The following is a 22177-nucleotide window of genomic DNA, read 5'->3' as shown; positions in this document are numbered from 1 at the left end:
GCCCCGTAAGGCGGTACATATGCTATAGCTAGAGGCGACATTTCCCGGGGTGGTACTTCCGCTCTCCACCTGTTGCAGACAGTCGGTCAACGAGCTGTGAATGTCTGCCCTGGGTCGAACTCGGGTCGTTCAGCGTGGTGGGTTTTGACCCCAACGCCATCGGATTGGGTTCGCCTGACCTGCATAGCCGTCCATTTCCCGCTCGGGGCTCATATTTCCAGCGAGGCCTGACAACGACGGTCCAGGCCTTCATGGGGCGGGAAGTTTCACGATCTTGTCTCTTCTGTAGTCATAGCCGGTCTTCGGAGTTCCGTTGCGATAGTCGTTATAGGTCCAGCGGCCGGTGGCCCAAGCATTGACAAAGTCGGTGCACCACTTCACGCCTCCGGGAGGAGGTCGTCCTCGAACCCATCTCTTTTTCGATGTTACGCCTTTGAGGCAGTGCTGAATTGCAGCGCGCCTCTGTTCCGGACTCTGCAGTTTCGCTCTGCCTGCTTCAAACTGGGTTCTACCATCGCTTTGACAGCCAGCAATCAGCAGTGCTGTTGCGACGATCAATTTGCCGGCGCATTTCAAATGAGGCTCTCCAAATCGGGCACGTCAGTGTACCGCAATTAATTGGCACATGGACCGTCCCGCCACAATCGCTTGGAACGATCAACCGTGCGTCTTCGGCACGCCTGCATCAATTGTGTCGAGCCCCGGCATCTATACACGCCACCGCGAGGTCATCGCGGATGCGATGATGCGGCATGAACGGAACTTGAGAGGTGAAACGGCGAGAGGCGCTCACTTCGGTGGTGGCATCGGCGGCTTAATGTCGGTCCGGTAGAACCAATATCTTGTCCACTCAAAGGGTCCTTTACACACCATCTTTAGGGGTCTGTATTTTGGAGTTTCAAGCCAAGTGGTGCAGCGGTACGACTGGTGTTGGTCGTTGATCATTTTATCATATCTGATGACCACGGTATTTATGCCGTCCAACTTCTCTTCACCGACGCGGCTGCAAGTTCGGTTTATCGGCGTCCCGTCCGGATTCAAGTCGCTGCCCGGAGGACGTGCCGTCGCGATCCAGCGCCCAAAAGGCTGGCGTCGTGAGTATACCATATCGCCTATGTAGATCTCTTCTTGATGCAGAAACCCAGGTTGGTCACCATACCTAATTAAGTGGTCCGTAACCTGAATGGCGGGCGTCCTTAATACTCTTTCGTTGGCTTTGTTTAGAGGACTGCACGCCTCGGCCTCCTGCACATCGCGGGATGCTGTGGAGCCTGGAGCCGCTTTGGATTCCAAAGGCAGACAGATCAAGCAGACTGAAAGGGCGAGGATGAATCGAGCAAAAAGGCTCATCGTCCTTGTAAAGCACGTCCCATCGAGCACCGTGAGATAGACCCCGACTGAATTTACTCCATATCCGGCACGTCACCGCTGGTGAATAGCACGGTCGGCGGGCCGTAGTCACCAAGCGCCGGGTTCGCGTCACGGCTCCATGCGATTACGCCAACGTGCTTCCCTGCGAGCGTCTTAGCGGTGCGGATGGCGCGTTCCTCGCTTTGCTGATCAGCCGGACCAAAGGTGGGAAACAGTTCGCCGTCCTCGCCACGATCGAACGCCACGACGACGATCAGCTTGGGCTGCTTCTGGCCAGGCAGAATATGATCCGACATGGCGGTAAGCTATCACATCACAGAGGATTGAGTCGCGTTCGAGACTCGGGAGGTGAGCGTGCAAGACGATCATTTTTGACAAGCCTGCGCGCGTGGCACTCGGCAGGTCGCGGGGCGCCTATTTTTCGGCAACCTCGCCAACCGTGCACAATCATCATCGAGCAGGTCAAGCGGCCTTGGAAGGTGCGCTAGCGAAAACGATCTGGTGCTGCGAGAGAGGATTGAACTCTCGACCTCTCCCTTACCAAGGGAGTGCTCTACCACTGAGCTACCGCAGCCGCCGATGGCGGGGCTTCTGCCATATCGAACCGGCAAGCGCAAGGCCAAGACAAAGACGGGTTGAAAGGCCGCACCAGGCGATTGTTCCGGACATGGCCATGCCACAATGTTGGCTATCCCTTGATCCGCACGGGCGGGTCGCCGGCCGGGGACGGGACGATGAACGACAAGACAATTTCTCCGAACAAGGATGGTCTACCAAAAAAGGCTGGCCGGAAGGACCGGCTGGCCGAGCAGTTGCGTGCCAATCTGCAGAAGCGCAAGGCGCAATCGCGCTCACGGCGAACCGGCGGGGCCGACCAGCGGCCGGACGGGCTGCAGGCGGCAAAGCAGAAGGATTAACGCGAATCGGCTATGTTGGTCGCCGGTATTTTGGCCAAGGTATCGTGGGCCAACGCGGGGAAATAGCCTGTTTCTTGAACCAAGCCGGCCAATGGTCTAGATGGGCCGCAACTGACTCAACCGATTTAAACCGGCTTTTCGGCCGAGGGGACGCTCTTCATGGATCGCATCAGAATTGTCGGCGGCAACAAGCTTGCCGGAAGCATCCCGATCTCGGGCGCGAAAAACGCCGCGCTGCCGCTGATGATCGCCGCGCTTTTGACCGACGACACGCTGACGCTGGAAAACGTGCCGCATCTGGCCGACGTCGAGCAGCTGATCCGCATCCTCGGCAATCACGGCGTCGACTATTCGGTCAATGGCCGCCGCGAAAAGCAGCATGAGGGCTATTCGCGCACCATCAATTTCTCCGCCCGCAACATCGTCGACACGACGGCGCCTTACGAGCTGGTGTCGAAGATGCGGGCGTCGTTCTGGGTGATCGGCCCTCTGCTGGCCCGCATGGGCGAGGCCAAGGTGTCGCTGCCCGGCGGCTGCGCCATCGGCACGCGGCCGGTCGACCTCTTCCTGGAAGGCCTGGAGGCGCTGGGCGCCGATATCGACGTCGATACCGGCTATGTCATCGCCAAGACCAGGAACGGCCGGCTGGTCGGCAACCGCTACGTGTTCCCGAAAGTCTCGGTCGGCGCCACCCATGTGCTGATGATGGCGGCCTCGCTGGCCAAGGGCGAGACGGTGCTCGAAAACGCAGCCCGCGAGCCCGAGATCGTCAACCTTGCCGACTGCCTCAACGCCATGGGTGCGAAGATCTCCGGCGCTGGCACCGCGACCATCACCATCGACGGCGTCGAGGCGCTGTCGGGCGCCCGCGTCAGGGTGATCCCCGACCGTATCGAGACCGGCACCTATGCGATGGCGGTGGCGATGACCGGCGGCGACGTCGTGCTGGAAGGCGCGCGGCCCGACTTGTTGCAGACGGCGCTGGACATCATTTCGCAGACCGGTGCTGAGATCACGCAGACCAATTCCGGCATCCGCGTCAGGCGCAACGGCGCCGGCATTTCGCCGGTCGACGTGACGACGGCGCCGTTCCCGGCGTTCCCGACCGATCTGCAGGCGCAGTTCATGGGCCTGATGACGATGGCCAAGGGTAAGTCGCGCATCACCGAGACGATCTTCGAAAACCGCTTCATGCACGTCCAGGAGCTCGCCCGGCTCGGCGCCCACATCACGCTGTCCGGCCAGACGGCGATCGTCGACGGCGTGGCGAAGCTGAAGGGCGCGCCTGTCATGGCAACCGACCTTCGCGCCTCGGTGTCGCTGGTCATCGCCGGCCTTGCGGCAGAAGGCGAGACCACGGTCAACCGCGTCTATCATCTCGACCGCGGCTTCGAGCGGCTGGAAGAAAAGCTGTCCGGCTGCGGCGCGGAGATCGAGCGCATTTCGGGGTAACGATAGCAGGCTCAGGTCAGCGCCGCCCCTCATCTGCCTGCCGGCATCTTCTCCCCGTATAGGGACGGGAGAAGGACCGTCTGGCGAAGGATTTCGCCAATCTCCAGCGTTGCGGAGAGGGTGCCGAGGTTGCGGCCAGCCTCTTCTCCCGTCCCTATACGGGGAGAAGGTCCCGGCAGGCAGACGAGGGGCGGCGCTGACCGGGGCGATTGCCTGGCCAAGACCTCCGGTGCGGTTGCACGAGCCGGAAAGACCGCCTAACAGAAGGTCGAATAGTCAACTCGCAGGTGCGAATTCCGCATGAATGGCCTTAAGCTTGTCGCGCTCGACGATCAGGATCTGAGCATCATCTCGGCGCATGTCCAGGATGCCGTGATGAAGGTCAGCGATCTCGAATACCTGCCTTCGGTCAAGCGCTTCGTGCTGACCATGAACCGCTTCGTCTGGGAGGCGAAATCGGGCTTCTTGCGCCAGCACAATGAGCGGCGGCAAGCGGTGCTGCATTTCGACCGGGTGCTCGCCGCCAAGACCAGCGGCATTGCCCGCGACAAACCGGACGAGGTGCTGTCGCTGCTGGCGATCAGCTTTCTCGCGCTAGACAAGCCGGCCGGCATCGTCGAGCTGATCTTTGCGGGAGGCGGCGCCATCATGCTCGATGTCGAATGCATCGAGGCGCGGCTTGCCGATGTCGGCGGTGCCTGGGAAGCGACGTCGCGCCCGGTCCACAGGGCCTGAGCCGATGGCCATCACGCTTCGCCAGTCCGACGCCGATTTCGAGCAGCGCTTTGCCGCGTTCCTGCTGACCAAGCGGGAAGTCTCGGCCGACGTCGACGCCGTGGTGCGCGAGATCATCGCCAAGGTGCGCGCCGACGGCGACGCGGCGCTCGTCGCCTACACGCAGAAATTCGGCGGCGGCGACCTGACAAGGCTCGGCATTGCGGTGTCCAAGGATGACATTGCCAAGGCTTACGATGCAGCCGATCCGCAGACGGTCGAGGCGCTGAAATTCGCCCGCGAGCGCATCCGCTCCCATCACCAGCGGCAGCTGCCTAAAGACGATCGCTATACCGACGCCGCCGGCGTCGAGCTCGGCTCGCGCTGGACGGCGATCGAGGCCGTCGGGCTCTATGTGCCGGGCGGCACGGCGAGCTATCCGAGCTCGGTGCTGATGAACGCCGTGCCGGCCAAGGTCGCCGGCGTCGAGCGCATTGCCATGGTGGTGCCAGCCTCCGGCGGCGACGTGCCGCCGCTGGTGCTGGTCGCGGCCGACCTTGCCGGCGTTTCCGAAATCTACCGCGTCGGCGGCGCCCAGGCGATCGCAGCCCTTGCCTATGGCACCGAGACGATAAAGCCCGTCGCCAAGATCGTCGGCCCCGGCAATGCCTATGTCGCGGCGGCCAAACGCCAGGTGTTCGGCACGGTCGGCATCGACATGATCGCCGGGCCTTCGGAAGTGCTGGTCGTCGCCGACGGCAGCAACGACCCCGACTGGATCGCAGCCGACCTGCTGGCCCAGGCCGAGCACGACGTGTCGTCGCAATCGATCCTGATCACCAACGACCCTGCCTTCGGCGACGCGGTCGAACAGGCGGTTGAACGCCAATTGCAGAACCTGCCGCGCGCCGCGACGGCGGCGGCGAGTTGGCGCGATTTCGGCGCCATAGTCCTGGTGCCGACGATCGAGGCAGCACTGCCGCTGGTCGACCGCATCGCGGCCGAACATGTCGAGCTTGCCATCGACGACCCAGAGCCTTTCCTGGCGCGGATGCGCAATGCCGGTGCGGTGTTTCTCGGCCGGCATACGCCGGAGGCCATCGGCGACTATGTCGCCGGCTCCAACCACGTGCTGCCGACGGCGCGCTCGGCGCGCTTTTCGTCCGGGCTTTCGGTGCTCGATTTCGTCAAGCGTACCTCGATCCTGAAGCTCGGGCCGGAACAGTTGCGGGCGCTGGCGCCGGCGGCGATCACGCTGGCCAAGGCGGAAGGACTCGATGCGCATGGACGCTCCGTCGCCATCCGGCTGAACATGTAGAAATGTCCGACTACGACGAAACCCGCGCCAGGCTGATCGATGTCGAGCTCGACGAGACGATCGGCCGATCGACGCCCGATGTCGAGCATGAGCGGGCGGTGGCGATCTTCGACCTGATCGAGGAGAACCGTTTCCAGCCGGTCAATGACGACGGTGCCGGGCCATACCGACTGAAACTGTCGCTGGCCGAATCCCGGCTGGTGTTCGCGGTGGCGCGCGAGGACGGCGCAGCCGTGGTCACCCATATCCTGTCGCTGACGCCGCTTAGGCGCATCGTCAAGGATTACTACATGATCTGTGAAAGCTATTACGACGCCATCCGCACCGCGACGCCCAGCCATATCGAGGCGATCGACATGGGCCGGCGCGGCCTGCACAATGAAGGCTCGCAGACGCTGATGGACCGGCTTGCCGGCAAGATCGACATCGATTTCGACACGGCGCGCCGGCTGTTCACGCTGGTTTGCGTGCTGCACTGGCGAGGTTAAACTGGCCGCCCCGCTGCCCCGCTCGATCCTGCCCCGCTCGATCCTGTTTGTTTGCGGCATGAACGCCGTGCGCTCGCCGATGGCCGAATTGCTGGCGCGCAAGGTGCTCCCGCCTACCACTTTCGTCGCCTCGGCCGGGGTGCGCGGCGGCGAACGCGATCCGTTCGTCGATGCCGTGCTGGCCGAAGAGGGGCTGTCGCTCGGCGAACGGCACCCGAGAACGATGGACGACCTCGAAGACGATTATTTCGATCTGATCGTGACGCTGGCGCCGGAAGCCCACCACACCGCGCTCGAACTCACCCGCTCGCTGGCCGTCGAAGTCGAATATTGGCCGATGCCCGACCCGACCGGCGTCAGCGGCACGCGCGAACAGATCATGGCTGCCTATCGCGACGTGCGCGAGCGGCTGAAGGCGCGGATCGGCCGCCGTTTTCTCGGCAACGAGGCTGAAAACGCCGCGGATTAAGCGTGTTCACAAGCGGACGTTTATCATATAGGTTCCGCGCAACTTTCCGGCCGGGGCGCTGGAAGTACCCATCCAAGCAAAGGTATCGAATGCCGAAGGAAGAAGTCCTCGAGTTTCCGGGTGTCGTGACGGAATTGCTGCCCAACGCGATGTTCAGGGTCAAGCTCGAAAACGAACATGAAATCATCGCCCATACGGCCGGCCGCATGCGCAAGAATCGCATCCGCGTTTTGACCGGCGACAAGGTCCTGGTCGAGATGACGCCCTACGACCTGACCAAGGGCCGCATCACCTACCGCTTCAAGTAAGTTCAAGGACCCGGCCGGGATCGCGATGGGCATTTTGCAGAAGCTCGTGCTTGCCTCGGGTTCGCCGCGCCGGATCGAGCTGTTGCAGCAGGCCGGCATCGAGCCGGATCGCGTGCTGCCGGCCGATGTCGACGAGACGCCGCTGCGCGCGGAGCATCCGCGGTCGCTGGCCAAGCGGCTAGCGACGCAGAAGGCCGAGAAGGCGCTGGTCTCGCTGAAAACCGAGACGGACTACCTGCCGAGCTTCGTGCTGGCCGCCGACACGGTGGTTGCCGTCGGGCGGCGCATCCTGCCCAAGGCCGAGACGCTCGACGATGCCGCCAACTGCCTCGGGCTGCTGTCCGGCCGTTCGCACCGGGTCTATTCCGGCATCTGCCTGATCACGCCGGGCGGCAAGCAGCGCTTGCGGCTGGTCGAGACCAGGGTGCGCTTCAAGCGGCTGCCGCGCGAGGAGATCGACGCCTATATCGCGTCGGGAGAATGGCGCGGCAAGGCCGGCGGCTATGCCGTCCAGGGGCTTGCCGGCGCCTTCGTCGTCAAGCTCGTCGGCTCCTACACCAACGTCGTCGGCCTGCCGCTCTACGAGACGGTGGCGCTGCTGAGCGGCGAAGGCTTCAAGGTGCACGTCAACTGGCTGGCGGGTGCGCGGATATGAGCCCGGACGACAAGGTCACGCCGCTGCGACCCAAGCGGCCCTGCCCCGAATGCGGCAAGCCATCGGCGCGCGAAACCTACCCGTTCTGCTCGAAGCGCTGCAAGGACATCGACCTCAACCGTTGGCTGAAGGGCGTCTACGTCATCCCGGGCCGCGACGACGAGGACGACGACGACCACCAGAAATAGCGCCGTCCGCCTGCAGTTTTCCACAAGCTCGGGACGGTTTCGCGGCCGCGATTGTGACCGATGATCGGCCTTGCCGACTGCCTGTCGCTTCCCGCCTGAACTCAATGTCCAGAAGCTGTTCCATCCGGGTAGAGTCGGATGGAACAGGTTCTGGCGTTTTGCCTGAGCATGATCTTTTCCGAAAACCGGATTCCACTTTTCGGGATCATGCTTTTTGTTTGAGCATGATCTTTTCCGAAAACCGGATTCCACTTTTCGGGATCATGCTCTAAGCGCTGGACAGGCCGAATTCCCGTGCTATAACCCACGCGCTTTCAAGGGGTGCCGACGGCGCTTTCATGAACCCGGTGTGCAGATTGCCGCCCGCCGGAGCAGGCCCAGATAGCTCAGTTGGTAGAGCAGCGGACTGAAAATCCGCGTGTCGGTGGTTCGAATCCGCCTCTGGGCACCACTACTTCCTCATATAAAGTCAATGGCTTGCGGTGTCGCCAGCTTGGCGACTTACGGCATTTCATGTCGCGCCGTGTTGCGAACTGTTACCGTTGAGTTTCAAGGGTTTCCTGCGACTGTCGGCAACTCCACGCGACATGAACTTCAACAAAGACCAGCCTCATGGCAAATGCTCGGTTTCAAATTTCATGTGCCCGCCGGCTTTACCGCTTTCTGGCAACCACCAGGAAATTCTGCGCAAGCTCCGCCGGAATCCTGGCACTTGCGCAGGTCCTTTCAAACGGCACCATCAATATTTCGCACAGTCTTGGCAGCAATTTCCCGGGTCGCGGCAAAAAACCGTACCCAACTATCCGCTCGACAATAAAGCCATTTGCAATGAGCGTCTGCTCGTATCCTTTAATGCTCAAAGTGTGGCGGACTGTCCCTCCTGCATAACGGTTCAGAATGCGGCAGACCAGCCCTATTGGGGAGGTCGCATTCATGTGGATATTCGAGATTAGCAATCCACCTTCGTTCAAATGCGCGCTGATGGCCGACAGTGCATCCTTCCTGAGCTCATCTTCAGCATTGAGGAAGAATCTGAATGCCGTGACCACGTCGAACCTTTCGGCAAGCGGAGAGAACGTAAGATCAGCGCGGACCAATTTCACGTTCTTCGGAACCCGTGCGCTAGCCAGCATAGATTGGGAGATGTCAACGCCGACGACTTCACCAAAAAATGGAGCTGCGATATTTGCTATGCGGCCTGTGCCGCATGCGAAGTCCAGGCATTTCCGGTTCGGCCCGCCGACAGGCAGGAGAATACGTTCGACCAAAGGCTTTTCGATACCCGACCACAGAGCTGCATAGTAGCCGGACCGGTACGTGTCGGAGTAATGGGCACCGTACCCAGCCGTCTGGTGGCTTGCTCGGTAATCCCGACGAGCGGGTGCACGGTTCTCATGGACGCTCCCGAACGGTCGCCGCTGCGCCCGCAGAAATCTGCGAATGCCAACGAACGATCTCACCGTGAACACCATGCAACTCGCGCCTCTAGTCTGGCCCGACGCATGCCGTCGCGGGCAATCCGTGCCCCACGATGCGCGCGACGACCTGTTCGAAATTGCGTGGGTCGAGGCCGTCGACACGCATCAGCGGCCATTTGTCTTGCAGGCATTGGCCGATCTCCCTCGCGATATCCGCTTGCTTCAGGCCCCTGACCACTCCGACTTCGAGAAGGCGCTCGAGGTACGGCTGCCGCGCATACCGCTCAATGAGGCGGTGGCGCAGCGTTTCCCCGGGCGCGTCGACTTGAATGAGGAGATCCGGTCGCGGCAGGAACGTCAGGCAATTACGAACCATGTCGATACTTGGATTTCGTCCCAACAGGACGAGCGCACACAACGCCTGAACGATGCCCTCTTCGAAAATGAAGTACCCTTCTGAGGCCTTCGCCGTATTCCAGGCTTCGAAGAGCAAAACGACGTCGATCTTCAGACGCAACGCCCATATTCGGCTTTTTGGAGGGATCGATGCCAAAAGCCGCGCAGCGGCCCCCTCGCTCGGCGGGGTCGAGAACAAGACCGGACTCGCGGTGGCGAGCTTGTGCACCAGACGCTGGATACCATGGCGTGTCTCCGGGCTTTCATCCTCGACCGAATCGACTTCGCTGCCGACAGACACAAAATCAATCCGGCGATAGCCATTGACTGTCTTCACACGGATGTCGTGTTTCGCCAGCTCACGGCAAAGGGCGCGGAGAAGGGTCGTCTTGCCTGCACCAGGCGGACCGAACAACTCGATAATCATGTAGGGATCTCCCGAACAGGAAGCAGAAAGATCGGATGAAGCGAGCTCGCCCGCTCCGGCGGTGTGGCGAGCGTAAACACTCTGGCATCCGCCTGGCCGAGTTGACCCCGCTCGCTGGCATCCTGCTGACGCCGCAAAAAGCTTTGGAGGAGATGCGATGCGGTGGAAGACTGCCTTTCCATGGCGTGCAGTCCCGCCTGTTGAGCCGCGACAGCGTTGCCGGTTGACTTGAGAACTTGCAATTGCTTCTCGATCGCCTGCGCTTGCGGCTGGTTGACACGCCTGTCGCTGTCGAACTGGCTCGTCGCCCGTGCCATCTCCTGATCGATCGAGCACCCCACGGTTGCCCGTTGGTCGACGTCGGTCGTCGTGGCTTCCAGGCGTGCGAGGCTCGACGACGCCGACCCCGCCGCCTGCGCCAACACCTCCGTCGTCGCGCCGCTTGCGCCCATAGGGAACATGGACCTCAGAAAGTCTCTAAATTGCCTGGGGATCAGTGCTTACTATGAGTGCCGAACCATACCATCATCCATCTGAATGACTGTCGGCACCACGGCACGCGCGTTTGGGCGCTGAACAGGGCAACGAGTTCAGGCCGAGCGGGCGGTTTTGGCTTGACGCGACACAAACGCGACATTCGGCCTAAAATCTGAACAATATCAATCACCGACAGCGGACTGAAAATCCGCGTGTCGGTGGTTCGAATCCGCCTCTGGGCACCATTTTTTCCCTGTACGGCCCGGAGACATAGGTAACAGTTTATACCTAGACATGGGTGACAATCTCGCGCCGAGCGGATTGTCGATGGCGTGCAAGAATTATCTGGACCATGGCGCCAGAGGCTCCTGCTCGCCGGCCAAATGGCGATGAAGAACGCCTTCAGCATCTTGGATTCCGCTCCGGCCACAACCGCTCTAAAGACCGAGGGCGCAGCCGTCCTTGCGCGGTTCAGAACCACCCAGCAGCGTCCCGTTTGCCCAATCGATGCGGATGGCCTGCGCACCGCCGATCGGGTCCGTGGCAGGAATGATTTCGAAACCGCGCCGGCTAAGTTCAGCTACGGTTTCGCGAGCGAGCCCGTGTTCGGCCTGGACCTTCATCGTGCCGCTGACAGGGGCGACCCGCGGCAGATCGATCGCCTCCTGCAGATCTATCCCGAAGTCGAGCACCTTCGTCAGCAGGTGCGCGTGGCCCATTGCCTGGTAGTAGCCACCCATAACGCCGAAAGGCATCTCTGCCCGGCCGCCTCTCGCAAGCATCCCGGGTATGATGGTATGCAGAGGTCGCTTGTTCGGCGCCACTGCATTGGGGTGCCTGGGGTCAAGCGAAAAGCTTTGCCCGCGATTGTGCAAGACGACACCGGAGCGTGGCGAGACCAGGCCCGAGCCAAAGCTGTCGAAGACCGAGTTGATGAAACTGACCGCATTGCGATCCTTGTCGACAACGGAAATATAGACCGTGTCGCTGTGCAGCGGCATATCGAACGCCGGCAGGTCCGCGCGGGCGCGCTTTAGGTCAATCATGCCCGCCAGACGATCGGCCCAAGCATTCGACAACATGTCGGCCACCGGGACCTCGGACGCATCAGGATCGGCGACGAGCACGTCACGCGCGGCGTAAGCGAGGCGTGTCGCTTCGATTTCCAGGTGAAGCCGGTCCGCGGATTGCGGGTCGCCGTGGGCTTCGAAGCGCGAGAGGATGTTTAGAATCAGCAATGCGATCACACCCTGGCCATTCGGCGGACATTCGAACACATCGCAGCCTCGAAACGCCGTGCTGATCGGGGTCACGTACTCGCCTGTTGCCGAGACGAAATCTTCGACTGTGTGCAATCCGCCGAGCCCACGAAGATAGGCGACCATGTCTTCGGCCACAGGGCCAGTGTAGAAGGCCTCTCGTCCCTTCTCGGCGATCAGCCGCAGCGTTGCAGCCAACTCAGGCTGGCGATGCACTTCGCCAACGCCTGGCGCGCGGCCGTTTGGCAGGAAAATCCGTTTCGCGGTCACATCGGAGGCCAGAAGTTCTTCCTCCAACGCCCAGTCACGATGGACCCGCGGTGAAATGGCGTAGCCTTCCTCGGCGAAACGTATAGCGGGGGCCAGGATTTGATCGAAGGGCATGTGCCCGTGATCAGCGTGCAACCTGGTCCAGGCATCGATGGCTCCCGGGATGGTGACGGAGCCAGGAGAATTGCGGGCTACCTCCGCCATGCCACGTTCGAGGAACCAGTCAATTGTGAGGGCGGCGGGTGTCCTGCCCGATCCGTTATAGGCGATGACCTCGCCGGATCCGTTTCGCGACAGAAGAGCGAAGCAATCGCCTCCAATGCCGGTCGAGGCTGGCTCGACGACACATTGCACCGCGCAGGCTGCGATGGCGGCATCCATGGCGTTGCCGCCGGTCGCCATGATCTCCACCGCCGTCAGGGTCGCCGACGGATGAGAGGTGGCGGCCATGGCCTCGCGTGAAACGACGACCGAGCGCGTTGGTTTCTCAAAATTTCGCATGCTATGCCCTTCTGATCGTGCTCAAGAGGCGGCGTCCCTCGTCGAGGGGCGGTGCCGCAGATGCCGCGACATCCAGTATTCGAGTGCCGCCAAGGCACGGATGATCGCGAAATTCAAAGTGAGATAAATGGCGCCCGCGCAGATGAAGACTTCAAAGGCGCGGTAAGTCTGGGAGATCAATCCCTGGGCAATTCCAGTCACCTCCATCAAGGTCACGATGGAGGCCAGAGACGTGCCCTTGATCATCAGGATGATTTCATTGCCGTAACTCGGCAGAGCCTGGCGAAAGGCCAGCGGCAGGATAACATGCCGATAGGTCAGACAGGTGGACAGGCCGACAGACCGGGCCGCCTCGACAAGGCCGCGCGGCACCGATTGAATCGCGCCGCGGAGGATTTCACTGCCATAGGCGGTGGTGTTGAGTGTCAGCGCGATGATTGCGCACCAGTAGGGTTCGCGGAAAACGGCCCATAATCCAATTGCCGACAGTTGGTGCCGGAACTGACCAAGGCCATAATATGTCAGAAAAATCTGCACCAGCAGGGGCGTGCCCCTGAACACGGCAACGAAGCCACGGATCGGCAAAACGACGAAGGGCGATTCCGATTGCTGGGCAAGCGCCAATGTGACGGCAAGGACGAAGCCGGCAACAATGGAAGTCAGGGCCAATTCTATCGTAAGCGGCAGGCCGGCGAGGAGCTTCGGCAGGATTTCGAGGAAAAAACTGAAATCTATCATGCCGACCGGACGCGCCACGGCGCCTTTCGTTCCAGACGGTAAAAGGCATGGCCCGTGACGGAAGCGATAGCCAGATAGAGCAAGGCTGCAGCAATGTAGAAGATGAATGGTTCACGGGTCGAACCTGCAGCGATCTGTGCCTGGCGCATCAGTTCAACGAGGCCGATTACCGATATCAGCGACGAGTCCTTCAGAACCAACTGCCACACGTTGCCGAGACCTGGCAGCGCGTAGCTCAGGAGCTGGGGAAAAATAACCTGTCGCAGCCGCTGCAGCCGGTTGAGACCAAGCGCGCAAGCGGCATCGTGCTGTCCTTGGTCGATGGCGAGGTAAGCCCCTCGATAGACCTCGGCTTGATAGGCGCCCGAGATGATTGCGATGGCCAAGGTTCCAGTGGCAAAGGCCGGAACGCCGACGAATCCGGACCCGCCCAGGCTATGACCAAGCGAGGTCAGGGCGACACTTCCTCCATAGTAAAGCAGATAAATGGTCAGAAGGTCGGGCACGCCTCGGAAAACCGTGCAATAGCCAAGGGCCAAGAACCTCAATACCTTGGAGTTGCGGAGACGGCCGGCCGCTGCCAGCCCACCGAATACAGCGCCAAGCGCAAAGCCCAGCACAGACAGAAGCACTGTAACCGAGGCCGCCATGAGAAGAGCAGCCCCCCAACCTCCGTGCTGGAAACCAAGTAGCCGGAATGCGTCAACCATCGATACCCCCGGCAGGGCGAACGGCTCAGCTCCGGAACGGGTCAGGAATGGCCGTTCGCCGACAAGCGCCTACTTGACTGGAGTGACGTCGCTCTTGACCCATTTAAGCGACAGGGTTTTGATCGTGCCATCGGCGATCGCGGCGTCGATGGCCCCGTTGAGCATATCTTTCAGCTTGATGTCCTCTTTGCGGATACCGGCACCGGAGCCAAGACCGAAGAGCCCCCCGACAAATCCCGGCCCGGCAAGCGTATAGTCGCTGAACTCCGGTTTGCCCAGCGTGGCGGCCAGCGCTGTCTGCTGTGCGAAGAGCGCGTCGATGCGACCCGCGGCAAGATCGAGATCGTGTTGCTCGGTGGTCTTGTATTCGCGAATCTCAGCGACGTCCGAGAAGTATTTTTTCACAAATTCCAGGTTCGCCGTTGCGGCCTGAACTCCAATGATCTTTCCCTTCAGCAATGGCTTGAGCTTGTCGATTGCCGCCTGCGCAGAGGCTTCATTCTCCAGCTTGAACCGCTCGTTGGAAATGCCGACCTTGCCCAGTTCGCTATCCTTTGCGACCGCGAAACCTGAGGGATCCACCGCATATGGCTGGGTAAAGTCAATGATCTTCAGACGTTTTTCAGTGATGAACATGCTCGCCATGATCACGTCGAACTTGCCGACGGTCAGCGCGGGGATCATGCCGTCCCAGTCCTGTGCGACGATCTTGCACTCGATCTTCATTCGCCCGCACAAATCATTGGCGAGATCGACTTCGAAGCCGTCCAGTTTGCCGTCGGCTGTTGTGAAATTCCAGGGCGCGTAGGCTCCTTCGGTGGCAATGGTAATTGCCTTTGGTGTTTCTTGTGCGACGGCGGCCTGGACCAGGCCGAACAGGACCGACGCAATGGCTGCGATGCGGCTAATTTTCATGTCATTCTCCTCTTTTTTGCCGGTATGGCAGTTCCCTTTCGTCGTGCCGGATTATCTTCCGGCTTCAACGAGTTAGATGGCGTTTTCTAGCGGCGGCCGGGACTTGCGAAGTTGGCCAGAAGGGGCGCTGTCTCGACGATATGATCCCGCATGACGATCTCTGCCTTGCCGGCATCACCTGACCGCAACACCTCAATCAGGATCTCGTGCTCGGCGCGCGCGCTGGCGGGCTTGTCGACATAGTCGAACCAGATGCGCAGGTAGGGTTCGATCACGACGTGCAGGCTGGCAATCTGCCGGACCAGCTTGGGTCGGTTGCTCAGTTGGCAAATCTGCAAATGGAAGGCCTGATGGCGCACGACCCAGTCGCTGCTGCCGGTCTGGCTGGCGCGCTCCATGCGGTCGAGCTGGCGTTCCAGTTCTTCAAGCACTTCGACATCGATGTGCGGCATGGCAAGCCTCACCGCCAACCCTTCGAGCACCGAGCGCATTTCAAAGGTTTCGTAAATCTCATCGAGGGTAAGCCCGGCGACGATGCAGCCACGGTTCGGGCGAATGACCACAAGACCTTCCGCGGCCAGCTGGCGGAACGCTTCGCGAACCGGCATGCGGCTCATGCCGATTTCCGTCGCGATCTCTTCCGGGATAAGCCGGTCCCCGGCGCGGTAGCGCCCCATCCTCAAGGCACGCTGAATGTGGCGATAAGCCTCCTCCTCGGCGGTCGTGATGCCCAGCGGCTCGATTGCGTCTGCTGCCATGTCCTTGGTCCAATCAGAGCGTATCTGTGTATCCACTTATCCAGTTGTCGCGACCTGTGTCAAGCACCGAAGCTTGTGCGCGTTAGAATTTCTATTGTGAGAATAAACACTTGGGGGGAAAATGGGGCAAGCACACCGTCATCAGCTAAGCCGCTGATCGGCGTGCTTTTCGGTGCCTACGCGTCGGAAACCTTCGACGCCTCACCGACCTCTTCGACAATGCCGGCCAAGGTCGATGCCGAGATTCGCCGGAAGCCCGTCAGCGCCCGCCCCTAAACAATCCTGATGCCGCTTCGAGCATCGAACAGATGCACCTTGGAGACCATGATCTCCAAGCCAATCTCCTGATCAGGTCTGAACGGGGGCTGATCCCGCACCTCGGCCATGAGGTCGACGCCACCTGCATTCAAGGTAAGTTCCTGGGCCTCGCCGGTCGGCTCGACCACCTGAACCTCCGCCCGAGCGTGGTTCCCGCCGATTGCAATGTGCTGCGGACGAATTCCGTATACCACCTCTTCCCTGTCCCCCATCCGGCCGTCCTCCGGTAAGGGTAAGCGGAGACCCTGCTCGGCGACGAATGCGCCGTTGTCGATCCGGCCCGGGATCAGGTTCATTTCCGGGGATCCGATAAAACCGGCGACGAACAGGTTGGCGGGTTGCTCATAGAGCTCTGAAGGTGTGCCGATCTGTTCGATGCGGCCCCGGTTCAGCACTACGATACGGTCGGCAAGGGTCATCGCTTCGGTCTGATCGTGAGTGACGTAGATGCTCGTTCGGCCCAGCCGCTGGTGAAGCTTCTTGATCTCGGCGCGCATCTTGACACGCAGCTTGGCATCGAGGTTGCTCAGCGGCTCGTCAAACAGGAAGGCGGCTGGATCGCGCACGATCGCCCGGCCCATGGCGACGCGCTGGCGCTGACCGCCGGACAGCTGGCGTGGCATGCGGCCAAGCAGATCCTGCAGGCCGAGGATTTCAGCGGCCGCTTTCACCCTCGCGACAATCTCTTCTCTGGGGACCTTCGCCAATCGAAGCGCAAAGCTCATATTGTCCGCGACACTCATGTGCGGATAAAGCGCGTAGCTCTGGAACACCATCGCAATGTCGCGCGATTTGGCCGGCATCTCGTCGACGACCCGCCCGCCGATGCGGATCTCGCCTGTCGTCTGTTCTTCCAAGCCGGCGATCATGCGCAGAAGGGTTGACTTGCCGCAGCCTGAGGGACCGACAAGGACGACAAACTCGCCGCTGGCGATCTCGATCGTCACATCGCGCAGAACTTCCACGGCGCCAAAGCTCTTGCCGAGCTGATCTATCTGGATTGCAGACACCTATTTTCCTCCCGTCCGGGCACTACTCATTTTCGTTGAGCATGCCGCCAGGCGCGGTATTCGGCCTCGCCTTCGGGGCTCAACGGGTAGTATTTCCGCAGGTCGCCTCCCTCGGCCAAGCGCGTGCGGGAAAATTCCTCCCACTCGATATGTTCGCCGGCGAGCTCAACCAGTTTTGGGGCAAGGGCTACCGGTACCACGACGACGCCATCATCGTCGGCGACGATGATGTCTCCCGGTATGACGAGTACGTTCGAGCAGGCAATGGGGACGTTAACGGCAAAGGGGACGATGTTGGTCTGGGCGTGGAAATTCGGCGTGACATCCCTCACCCAGATGCCGATGTCCAAGGCAGCCGCCTGGGCAGAATCTCGGATACACCCGTCGACAACCACGCCGGCCCCGCCACGCCCGGCGAAATAGGTCAACATCATCTCACCGAAGATACCGCTGCCAAGGTCGCCGCGCGCATCGACGACCACCATGTCGCCCGGCTGCGTGGGGTACAGGACGTGACGGTGAAGTTGGCGTTCGGGCTCCTCATACTCAGTCTCGTTGTAGAGATCCTCGCGCTTCGGCATGCACTGGAGGGTGAGAGCCGGCCCGGCCGCCGTGCGGCCGGGCGTTAGCGGCCGCGGCCCTCGGATGTGCGGATCGCGAATACCCATCTTGTGATAAAGCTCGCTGGCCAAGGTCGCTGAACCGATCGCTGCAAGTGCGTCGACCAGCTGCCTCGGTGGCCGAGAAATGTCCTTTATTGCCGCTGCCTGGCCTACTTCCACGTTTCATCCTCCCTTCGATCAAGTTTTTCATGATCTCAATTCAGCCGCGAACTGCACCGGTCGTGAGACCCTTGACCAACAGGCCTTGAGCAAACCAGACAAACGCCAAGGTCGGGATGACCATGAGGACGCCCGCCGCCGACATCGCTCCCCAGTCGATGCCGAACTGCGAGACGAAGTTGGTCAGCCCGACTGGCAGCGTCTGTGCGGCCTTGCTGGAAGTCAGCGTCAATGCGAGCAGCAGGTCATTCCAGGTGAAAAGGAAGGTGATGACCGCGCTGGCCCCGATGCCAGGCGCAACCAGCGGCGCCACGATCTGGACCAGGGTGCGCACCGTGCCGGCGCCGTCCGACTGGGCAGCCTCCTCGATCTCTTTGGGCACATCCTGGATGAAGCCCAGCAGCAGCCAGATGGCGACGGGCAGTTTAGCCGCCGTATGGCTCAGAATCAGCGCCCAAATGGTATCCAGCAGGCCGAGCGCGGCGAACACGGCGAAGAGCGGGATGGCGAGCGCGATGACCGGAATCATGCGCATGATCAAAAGCAGGCCAAAAATCAGCATGACGCCCGGCATCCTGAAGCGCGACAGGGCGTATGCGCAGGGTATGGCCAGCAGATGGACCAAGATGACCGTCGCGACCGAGACGATGACGGTGTTCCACACATAACCCATCGTGTCGTACTCGGTGAAGACGGAGACGTACTGCGCCATCGTCGCGGTCTCGGGGATGATGTGCACCGGGACGGAGAAGATGTCGGCTGAACTGCGGATCGAGGTCAGGAACAGCCATGCCAGCGGAAAGACGGTGAGGGCGATGGTCAGAACCAGCGCTAGATATTGGCCGGCGGCGCCTGCCGTGAACCGGCGGCGACGGCGCCGTGGCTTGGGACGCGCGCTGACGATCGCGGCTTCGGTCATATCGCTCTCCGTTTCGCAATCAGCCACGGCACCCCGTAGAGGAGGCCGAGCACGAACAGCGACATTCCCAGCGCGATGTAGGAAACCGCCGCCGCGTGTCCGAAATCCACCGCCTGAAACGCCAGCAGATAGGAATAGACGGTGAGTAGGTTTGTGGCGCCTCCCGGCCCGCCCTGCGTCATCAGCCATACGACGTCGAAGGTCCGGAACGTGTCGATGATGCGAAGCATCAGCGCTATCATGATGACCGGACGCATCAGTGGCAGCACGATGTGCCAGAAGCGCTGCCATGGCGTGGCGCCGTCCACCGTGGCGGCCTCGAGCGGCTCCTGCGGCAAGGATTGCAGACCGGCAAGAAATAGCAGCACCATCAGCGGCGTATTCTGCCAGACATCGGCGACAATCACCGAGACAAGAGCCCAGGTCGGATGATTGAGCCAGGGGATGTCGGGCAGGTTGAACATGCGCAGCAGCGCGTCCACGAGCCCGTACTGGGTGTTGAAAAGCCAACGGAAATTCAGCCCCACGACGGCGGGCGCGATCATCGGCGGCACCAGCAGCAAGGTGCGCGCGAGCCGCATTCCGCGCAATTTGCCGTTGACGAGCACAGCGATCGCCATTCCAGCCACCACTTCCACCGTGATGGAAACGACGCTGAAGATGATCTGATTTCGCAGAGCCTGATTGAACTGGCGGCCGAAGAGTTCGTCGGTGTAATTCCCAGTTCCGGCGAATGGCGCTGAGCCGCTCAGATCCCAGCGAAAGAAACTCATTATGAAAGAATATCCGAGCGGATAGATAAGGATGGCGAGCATGACGAGGAGCGCGGGGCTGGCCAGGAGGTACCCCCTCTGCCAGGTGTAGGGCAGCGGCGAACGTCGCCGACGCCCCGGGACCTGGTGCTGCGCGACGGGCGGCATCCTCAGTCGTATGCTCCGGCCCGACGCATGATCTCCTCCGCCTCAGTCGCCGCCTGGTTGAGCGAGTCGCTCGGCGAGACCTGGTCGGTCAGGGCCTGTTCGATAGCCGAAAACATCAAGGTGCAGACTTTCGAGAATCCAGCCAGCTTCGGCCATTCCTTGCCGTTCGCTATCGTCGTCTCGAGTTGCTGCAGCCACACGGCCTGGGGACCTTTTGCCGCTGCGATCACTTCCTTGGCGATCGCCTGACTGCTGGGGAAGTTGGTGAACTGATCGAACTGCAGCCGCTGCGCCTCCGGACCGACCGTATATCTGATGAATTCGACGGCAGGTTCCTTGCGTCCTGATTGTCCATTGAGAGCCATGGCATGGGAGATGGCGCACGAAATCGCTGCCTTGTCCCTGATGTAGGGTGCAGTCGACCACTTGCTGACGACCCGCGAAGTTTCCGGATTGGATAAGGTTGCGAAGGCACCTGGCCAGTCGAAATTGGCGTAGACCGTACCGGACGAGAATTCGGTCGAATTTTCATTCCACTGATAGCCGACCGCGTCCGGCGGCACGATTTTGTGCTTCTGGATGAGGTCGCGGTAGAAGGTGAGGGCTTTGATGCCGGCTTCGGAATTGAAAGCTGGCTTGTTGGCCTGATCGACCCAGTCCCCGCCGGCTTGCCACAGGAGATCGCTGAAGGTGCGCTGCGCGGGGTCACCCTGCCCCGGCACGACCAGCCCATAGTGGCCATTGCCGGTAAGTTTCAGGCCGACGTCCACCAGATCATTCCAGGTTTCGGCCGGCTTCAGGCCTTTCTCCTGGTAGATGTCGCTGCGGTAATATTGAACGCGCGCATCCATGTTGCGCGGGATAGCGGCCAGATTGCCGGTCTTGGGATCGCGTAGGTATTTGACCGCAACCGGATAGAAGTCAGCCAGTTCGGAGTCGCTGAAATAGCTGTTCAGCGGCGCAAAATGGTTGAAATAGGAATCGATCTGGGCGGTGTGCGTGCTGTAGACGTCGTACTGGCTCGATTTCGCGGCGCTGAGTGTGACGACTTTCGATGTCAGCGGAGTGAATTCCAGCAGATCGTAGCGAACCTTGATGCCAGTCTTGGCGGTGAAATCCTGGACGATTTTCTCCCAGTATTTGGGATAGAGCGGGCCGCCGGTGATCAGCAGCGCGGTGATCTCGTTCGCCTCTGCTCTGGCGATCCACGGCGCCGCAAGCGAGCCGGCCGTTGCCGCGGCACTCGCGGCCAGGAATTTGCGTCTCGATAGGTTTCCGGACATTACAATTTCCTCCTTGCTTGTAATTGGTCGGCCCCCTTTCGGGGTCGAGCGACGACGGCCAGGTTTCCCCTTGGGCCGCAGTGTGGCTTTGCTCCTCCCACAGCGACACAGCCCAGATCACGCCCGTCCACATGCTGCCTTGCCCTGCCGAGGCCCGATGGCCTCTGAGGCTTCCGGCGGTAGCCTTTCCTTTCGGTCTGCCTTCCTTTCGGCGGGCTCTGCGACCCGCAAACCACGCAATCGGTGCGTCGCGAGCCGTCGAGACGGCCGGACACAATGCGATGAGCGCGGTCAGCCGACGCGCAATGGTCCTGATCTCGAACGTCGTGGGCGGGGATATTGAAGTTGAGAGTCCAACGTCCCTTCCCGCGGGCCGAGTTATGGGTTAGTGAGCATTCACGAGATAAGTTGACTGCATATCCAACCATCAGCCTATAAGCTTATCAGACAAGTGGATGTTAATGGTCGATTCCATGGAGGTCAAGCTTCAAACTTTGCCCAAGCAGGTGGCGGGCGTGCTCGCGCGTCGCATCGCCACCGGCGGCGTCGCCGGCAGCCAGGGGCCGTCGGAACAGCAGATCCTTCAGGAGTTCGGGGTTTCGCGCGCGGTCGCGCGGGAAGCGCTCAAGATCCTAGCTTCTCTCGACATGATCGAGATCGCACAGGGAAGGCGCGTGGTGCTGCGTCCTGCCGAAGAATGGGATTATCTCAGTCCATTGCTGATCGACTGGCTGCCGCCCGAACAGGTCCGCGAACTGCTGGCGGAAGCGCACGCGACGCGAATAATCATCGAACCCGCCATCGCCGCCATCGCGGCCAAACACATGACCAAGGAAAACCTCGAACGTCTCGGCACGCTGCTCGCGGCGATGTCCGCGACCGAAGACAATCCGGACGCGTATCTGAAGCTCGACCTGGATTTCCATATGGAAATTTGCCGCGCTTCCCGGAACAGAATCCTTGACCGCTTCATGTATTCGTCACGGTGGTGGCAAGCGGCGAGCAGACGCATCAGCAACCAGATGCCGCATGCTCTTCCTTCCGCCACAGAAATGCACAGGGCGATCTACGAGGCGCTGGTCGCACGCGACGCCAAGCGCGCCGAAGAGGCGATGCGCCGACACCTGAAGGCAACCACTGCCGTCGCCATGCCCGACAAGGAAATGGCGAGCTAAGCAACGTTCTACAGGCGCGGC

Annotated in this window: 24 protein-coding genes and 2 tRNA genes; 11 read left to right on the top strand and 15 right to left on the bottom strand. The window is 61.1% G+C overall.

Going from position 1 to position 22177, the window contains the following annotated elements; translation table 11 throughout:
- Positions 1-1403 precede the first annotated feature (1403 nt).
- Positions 1404-1667, bottom strand: coding sequence for a hypothetical protein (locus NKJ93_RS28030; RefSeq protein ID WP_023719439.1), 264 nt, complete (start codon positions 1665-1667; stop codon positions 1404-1406).
- A gap of 203 nt (positions 1668-1870) precedes the next feature.
- Positions 1871-1945: transfer RNA gene (locus NKJ93_RS28025), tRNA-Thr, on the bottom strand.
- Between the two features lie 160 nt (positions 1946-2105).
- Here NKJ93_RS28025 and NKJ93_RS28020 point away from each other — a divergent pair.
- From NKJ93_RS28020 to NKJ93_RS27975, 10 genes are all read left to right on the top strand, one after another.
- A complete protein-coding gene (locus NKJ93_RS28020) occupies positions 2106-2288 on the top strand; it encodes a hypothetical protein (protein WP_023719440.1) in 183 nt (60 codons plus the stop codon).
- Between the two features lie 159 nt (positions 2289-2447).
- Positions 2448-3740 carry a UDP-N-acetylglucosamine 1-carboxyvinyltransferase gene (gene murA / locus NKJ93_RS28015; RefSeq protein WP_352592367.1) on the top strand — a complete coding sequence of 431 codons (1293 nt, stop codon included), beginning with the start codon at positions 2448-2450 and terminating at the stop codon, positions 3738-3740.
- 300 nt (positions 3741-4040) lie between these two features.
- Positions 4041-4475 (top strand): DUF2948 family protein, encoded by a 435-nt coding sequence (locus tag NKJ93_RS28010; protein WP_023719442.1) that lies wholly within the window; start codon positions 4041-4043, stop codon positions 4473-4475.
- Positions 4476-4479: 4 nt separating this feature from the next.
- Positions 4480-5772 (top strand): histidinol dehydrogenase, encoded by a 1293-nt coding sequence (hisD, locus tag NKJ93_RS28005; protein WP_023719443.1) that lies wholly within the window; start codon positions 4480-4482, stop codon positions 5770-5772.
- Positions 5773-5774: 2 nt separating this feature from the next.
- Entirely contained in the window at positions 5775-6260 is a 486-nt protein-coding gene (locus tag NKJ93_RS28000; protein ID WP_023719444.1) for a UPF0262 family protein, read from the top strand.
- A 58-nt stretch (positions 6261-6318) separates the two neighbouring features.
- Positions 6319-6729, top strand: coding sequence for an arsenate-mycothiol transferase ArsC (locus NKJ93_RS27995; RefSeq protein ID WP_023719445.1), 411 nt, complete (start codon positions 6319-6321; stop codon positions 6727-6729).
- A gap of 89 nt (positions 6730-6818) precedes the next feature.
- The gene (gene infA, locus NKJ93_RS27990) at positions 6819-7037 is read left to right on the top strand and encodes a translation initiation factor IF-1 (protein WP_006200926.1); all 219 of its coding nucleotides are present in this window, start codon (positions 6819-6821) and stop codon (positions 7035-7037) included.
- Positions 7038-7062: 25 nt separating this feature from the next.
- Positions 7063-7692 carry a Maf-like protein gene (locus tag NKJ93_RS27985; RefSeq protein WP_023719446.1) on the top strand — a complete coding sequence of 210 codons (630 nt, stop codon included), beginning with the start codon at positions 7063-7065 and terminating at the stop codon, positions 7690-7692.
- A complete protein-coding gene (yacG, locus tag NKJ93_RS27980; protein WP_023719447.1) occupies positions 7689-7880 on the top strand; it encodes a DNA gyrase inhibitor YacG in 192 nt (63 codons plus the stop codon). The genes NKJ93_RS27985 and yacG overlap by 4 nt, the downstream gene beginning before the upstream one ends.
- Before the next feature lie 375 nt (positions 7881-8255).
- Positions 8256-8331: transfer RNA gene (locus NKJ93_RS27975), tRNA-Phe, on the top strand.
- A gap of 202 nt (positions 8332-8533) precedes the next feature.
- On the opposite strand, the gene NKJ93_RS27970 is transcribed toward NKJ93_RS27975, so the two are convergent.
- From NKJ93_RS27970 to NKJ93_RS27910, 13 genes are all read right to left on the bottom strand, one after another.
- Positions 8534-9148 (bottom strand): class I SAM-dependent DNA methyltransferase, encoded by a 615-nt coding sequence (locus NKJ93_RS27970; protein ID WP_245278607.1) that lies wholly within the window; start codon positions 9146-9148, stop codon positions 8534-8536.
- 217 nt (positions 9149-9365) lie between these two features.
- Positions 9366-10121, bottom strand: a complete 756-nt coding sequence (locus tag NKJ93_RS27965; protein WP_023719449.1) for an AAA family ATPase — start codon at positions 10119-10121, stop codon at positions 9366-9368.
- Complete coding sequence (locus tag NKJ93_RS27960; RefSeq protein ID WP_156948087.1) at positions 10118-10573, bottom strand: hypothetical protein; 456 nt, start codon at positions 10571-10573, stop codon at positions 10118-10120. Before NKJ93_RS27960 ends, NKJ93_RS27965 begins: the two co-directional genes overlap by 4 nt.
- 462 nt (positions 10574-11035) lie before the next feature.
- Positions 11036-12628 (bottom strand): gamma-glutamyltransferase, encoded by a 1593-nt coding sequence (gene ggt / locus NKJ93_RS27955; RefSeq protein ID WP_352547883.1) that lies wholly within the window; start codon positions 12626-12628, stop codon positions 11036-11038.
- Positions 12629-12649: 21 nt separating this feature from the next.
- Positions 12650-13366, bottom strand: a complete 717-nt coding sequence (locus NKJ93_RS27950; RefSeq protein ID WP_023719452.1) for an ABC transporter permease — start codon at positions 13364-13366, stop codon at positions 12650-12652.
- Positions 13363-14076 carry an ABC transporter permease gene (locus NKJ93_RS27945; RefSeq protein WP_023719453.1) on the bottom strand — a complete coding sequence of 238 codons (714 nt, stop codon included), beginning with the start codon at positions 14074-14076 and terminating at the stop codon, positions 13363-13365. The genes NKJ93_RS27950 and NKJ93_RS27945 overlap by 4 nt, the downstream gene beginning before the upstream one ends.
- A gap of 69 nt (positions 14077-14145) precedes the next feature.
- Entirely contained in the window at positions 14146-14991 is an 846-nt protein-coding gene (locus tag NKJ93_RS27940; protein ID WP_352547885.1) for a transporter substrate-binding domain-containing protein, read from the bottom strand.
- 86 nt (positions 14992-15077) lie between these two features.
- On the bottom strand, positions 15078-15749 hold the full coding sequence (locus NKJ93_RS27935; RefSeq protein WP_023719455.1) for a GntR family transcriptional regulator: 672 nt from the start codon (positions 15747-15749) through the stop codon (positions 15078-15080).
- A 272-nt stretch (positions 15750-16021) separates the two neighbouring features.
- Positions 16022-17077 carry an ABC transporter ATP-binding protein gene (locus NKJ93_RS27930; RefSeq protein ID WP_352482438.1) on the bottom strand — a complete coding sequence of 352 codons (1056 nt, stop codon included), beginning with the start codon at positions 17075-17077 and terminating at the stop codon, positions 16022-16024.
- 26 nt (positions 17078-17103) lie between these two features.
- The gene (locus NKJ93_RS27925; protein ID WP_352493805.1) at positions 17104-17859 is read right to left on the bottom strand and encodes an RraA family protein; all 756 of its coding nucleotides are present in this window, start codon (positions 17857-17859) and stop codon (positions 17104-17106) included.
- 40 nt (positions 17860-17899) lie between these two features.
- Positions 17900-18778 carry a carbohydrate ABC transporter permease gene (locus NKJ93_RS27920; protein WP_352482439.1) on the bottom strand — a complete coding sequence of 293 codons (879 nt, stop codon included), beginning with the start codon at positions 18776-18778 and terminating at the stop codon, positions 17900-17902.
- Positions 18775-19551, bottom strand: coding sequence for a carbohydrate ABC transporter permease (locus NKJ93_RS27915; protein ID WP_352515894.1), 777 nt, complete (start codon positions 19549-19551; stop codon positions 18775-18777). The genes NKJ93_RS27920 and NKJ93_RS27915 overlap by 4 nt, the downstream gene beginning before the upstream one ends.
- A 149-nt stretch (positions 19552-19700) precedes the next feature.
- Positions 19701-20981: an ABC transporter substrate-binding protein gene (locus tag NKJ93_RS27910; protein ID WP_352493804.1), complete on the bottom strand. Its 1281-nt coding sequence runs from the start codon at positions 20979-20981 to the stop codon at positions 19701-19703.
- A gap of 494 nt (positions 20982-21475) precedes the next feature.
- On the opposite strand from NKJ93_RS27910, the gene NKJ93_RS27905 reads away from it, so the two are divergent.
- Positions 21476-22156: a FadR/GntR family transcriptional regulator gene (locus tag NKJ93_RS27905; RefSeq protein ID WP_352592364.1), complete on the top strand. Its 681-nt coding sequence runs from the start codon at positions 21476-21478 to the stop codon at positions 22154-22156.
- Positions 22157-22177 lie beyond the last annotated feature (21 nt).

It is taken from the genome of Mesorhizobium sp. M0028, from assembly GCF_040323855.1.
Classification (GTDB): Bacteria; Pseudomonadota; Alphaproteobacteria; order Rhizobiales; family Rhizobiaceae; genus Mesorhizobium.
This window is presented reverse-complemented; position numbering and strand designations above follow the sequence as displayed.

Coding starts and splice junctions, on each gene's coding strand:
- NKJ93_RS28030 (WP_023719439.1), bottom strand. CDS start 1,667: ATGTCGGATCATATTCTGCCTGGCCAGAAGCAGCCCAAGCTGATCGTC.
- NKJ93_RS28020 (WP_023719440.1), top strand. CDS start 2,106: ATGAACGACAAGACAATTTCTCCGAACAAGGATGGTCTACCAAAAAAG.
- murA (WP_352592367.1), top strand. CDS start 2,448: ATGGATCGCATCAGAATTGTCGGCGGCAACAAGCTTGCCGGAAGCATC.
- NKJ93_RS28010 (WP_023719442.1), top strand. CDS start 4,041: ATGAATGGCCTTAAGCTTGTCGCGCTCGACGATCAGGATCTGAGCATC.
- hisD (WP_023719443.1), top strand. CDS start 4,480: ATGGCCATCACGCTTCGCCAGTCCGACGCCGATTTCGAGCAGCGCTTT.
- NKJ93_RS28000 (WP_023719444.1), top strand. CDS start 5,775: ATGTCCGACTACGACGAAACCCGCGCCAGGCTGATCGATGTCGAGCTC.
- NKJ93_RS27995 (WP_023719445.1), top strand. CDS start 6,319: ATGAACGCCGTGCGCTCGCCGATGGCCGAATTGCTGGCGCGCAAGGTG.
- infA (WP_006200926.1), top strand. CDS start 6,819: ATGCCGAAGGAAGAAGTCCTCGAGTTTCCGGGTGTCGTGACGGAATTG.
- NKJ93_RS27985 (WP_023719446.1), top strand. CDS start 7,063: ATGGGCATTTTGCAGAAGCTCGTGCTTGCCTCGGGTTCGCCGCGCCGG.
- yacG (WP_023719447.1), top strand. CDS start 7,689: ATGAGCCCGGACGACAAGGTCACGCCGCTGCGACCCAAGCGGCCCTGC.
- NKJ93_RS27965 (WP_023719449.1), bottom strand. CDS start 10,121: ATGATTATCGAGTTGTTCGGTCCGCCTGGTGCAGGCAAGACGACCCTT.
- NKJ93_RS27960 (WP_156948087.1), bottom strand. CDS start 10,573: ATGGGCGCAAGCGGCGCGACGACGGAGGTGTTGGCGCAGGCGGCGGGG.
- ggt (WP_352547883.1), bottom strand. CDS start 12,628: ATGCGAAATTTTGAGAAACCAACGCGCTCGGTCGTCGTTTCACGCGAG.
- NKJ93_RS27950 (WP_023719452.1), bottom strand. CDS start 13,366: ATGATAGATTTCAGTTTTTTCCTCGAAATCCTGCCGAAGCTCCTCGCC.
- NKJ93_RS27945 (WP_023719453.1), bottom strand. CDS start 14,076: ATGGTTGACGCATTCCGGCTACTTGGTTTCCAGCACGGAGGTTGGGGG.
- NKJ93_RS27940 (WP_352547885.1), bottom strand. CDS start 14,991: ATGAAAATTAGCCGCATCGCAGCCATTGCGTCGGTCCTGTTCGGCCTG.
- NKJ93_RS27935 (WP_023719455.1), bottom strand. CDS start 15,749: ATGGCAGCAGACGCAATCGAGCCGCTGGGCATCACGACCGCCGAGGAG.
- NKJ93_RS27920 (WP_352482439.1), bottom strand. CDS start 18,778: ATGACCGAAGCCGCGATCGTCAGCGCGCGTCCCAAGCCACGGCGCCGT.
- NKJ93_RS27915 (WP_352515894.1), bottom strand. CDS start 19,551: ATGAGTTTCTTTCGCTGGGATCTGAGCGGCTCAGCGCCATTCGCCGGA.
- NKJ93_RS27910 (WP_352493804.1), bottom strand. CDS start 20,981: ATGTCCGGAAACCTATCGAGACGCAAATTCCTGGCCGCGAGTGCCGCG.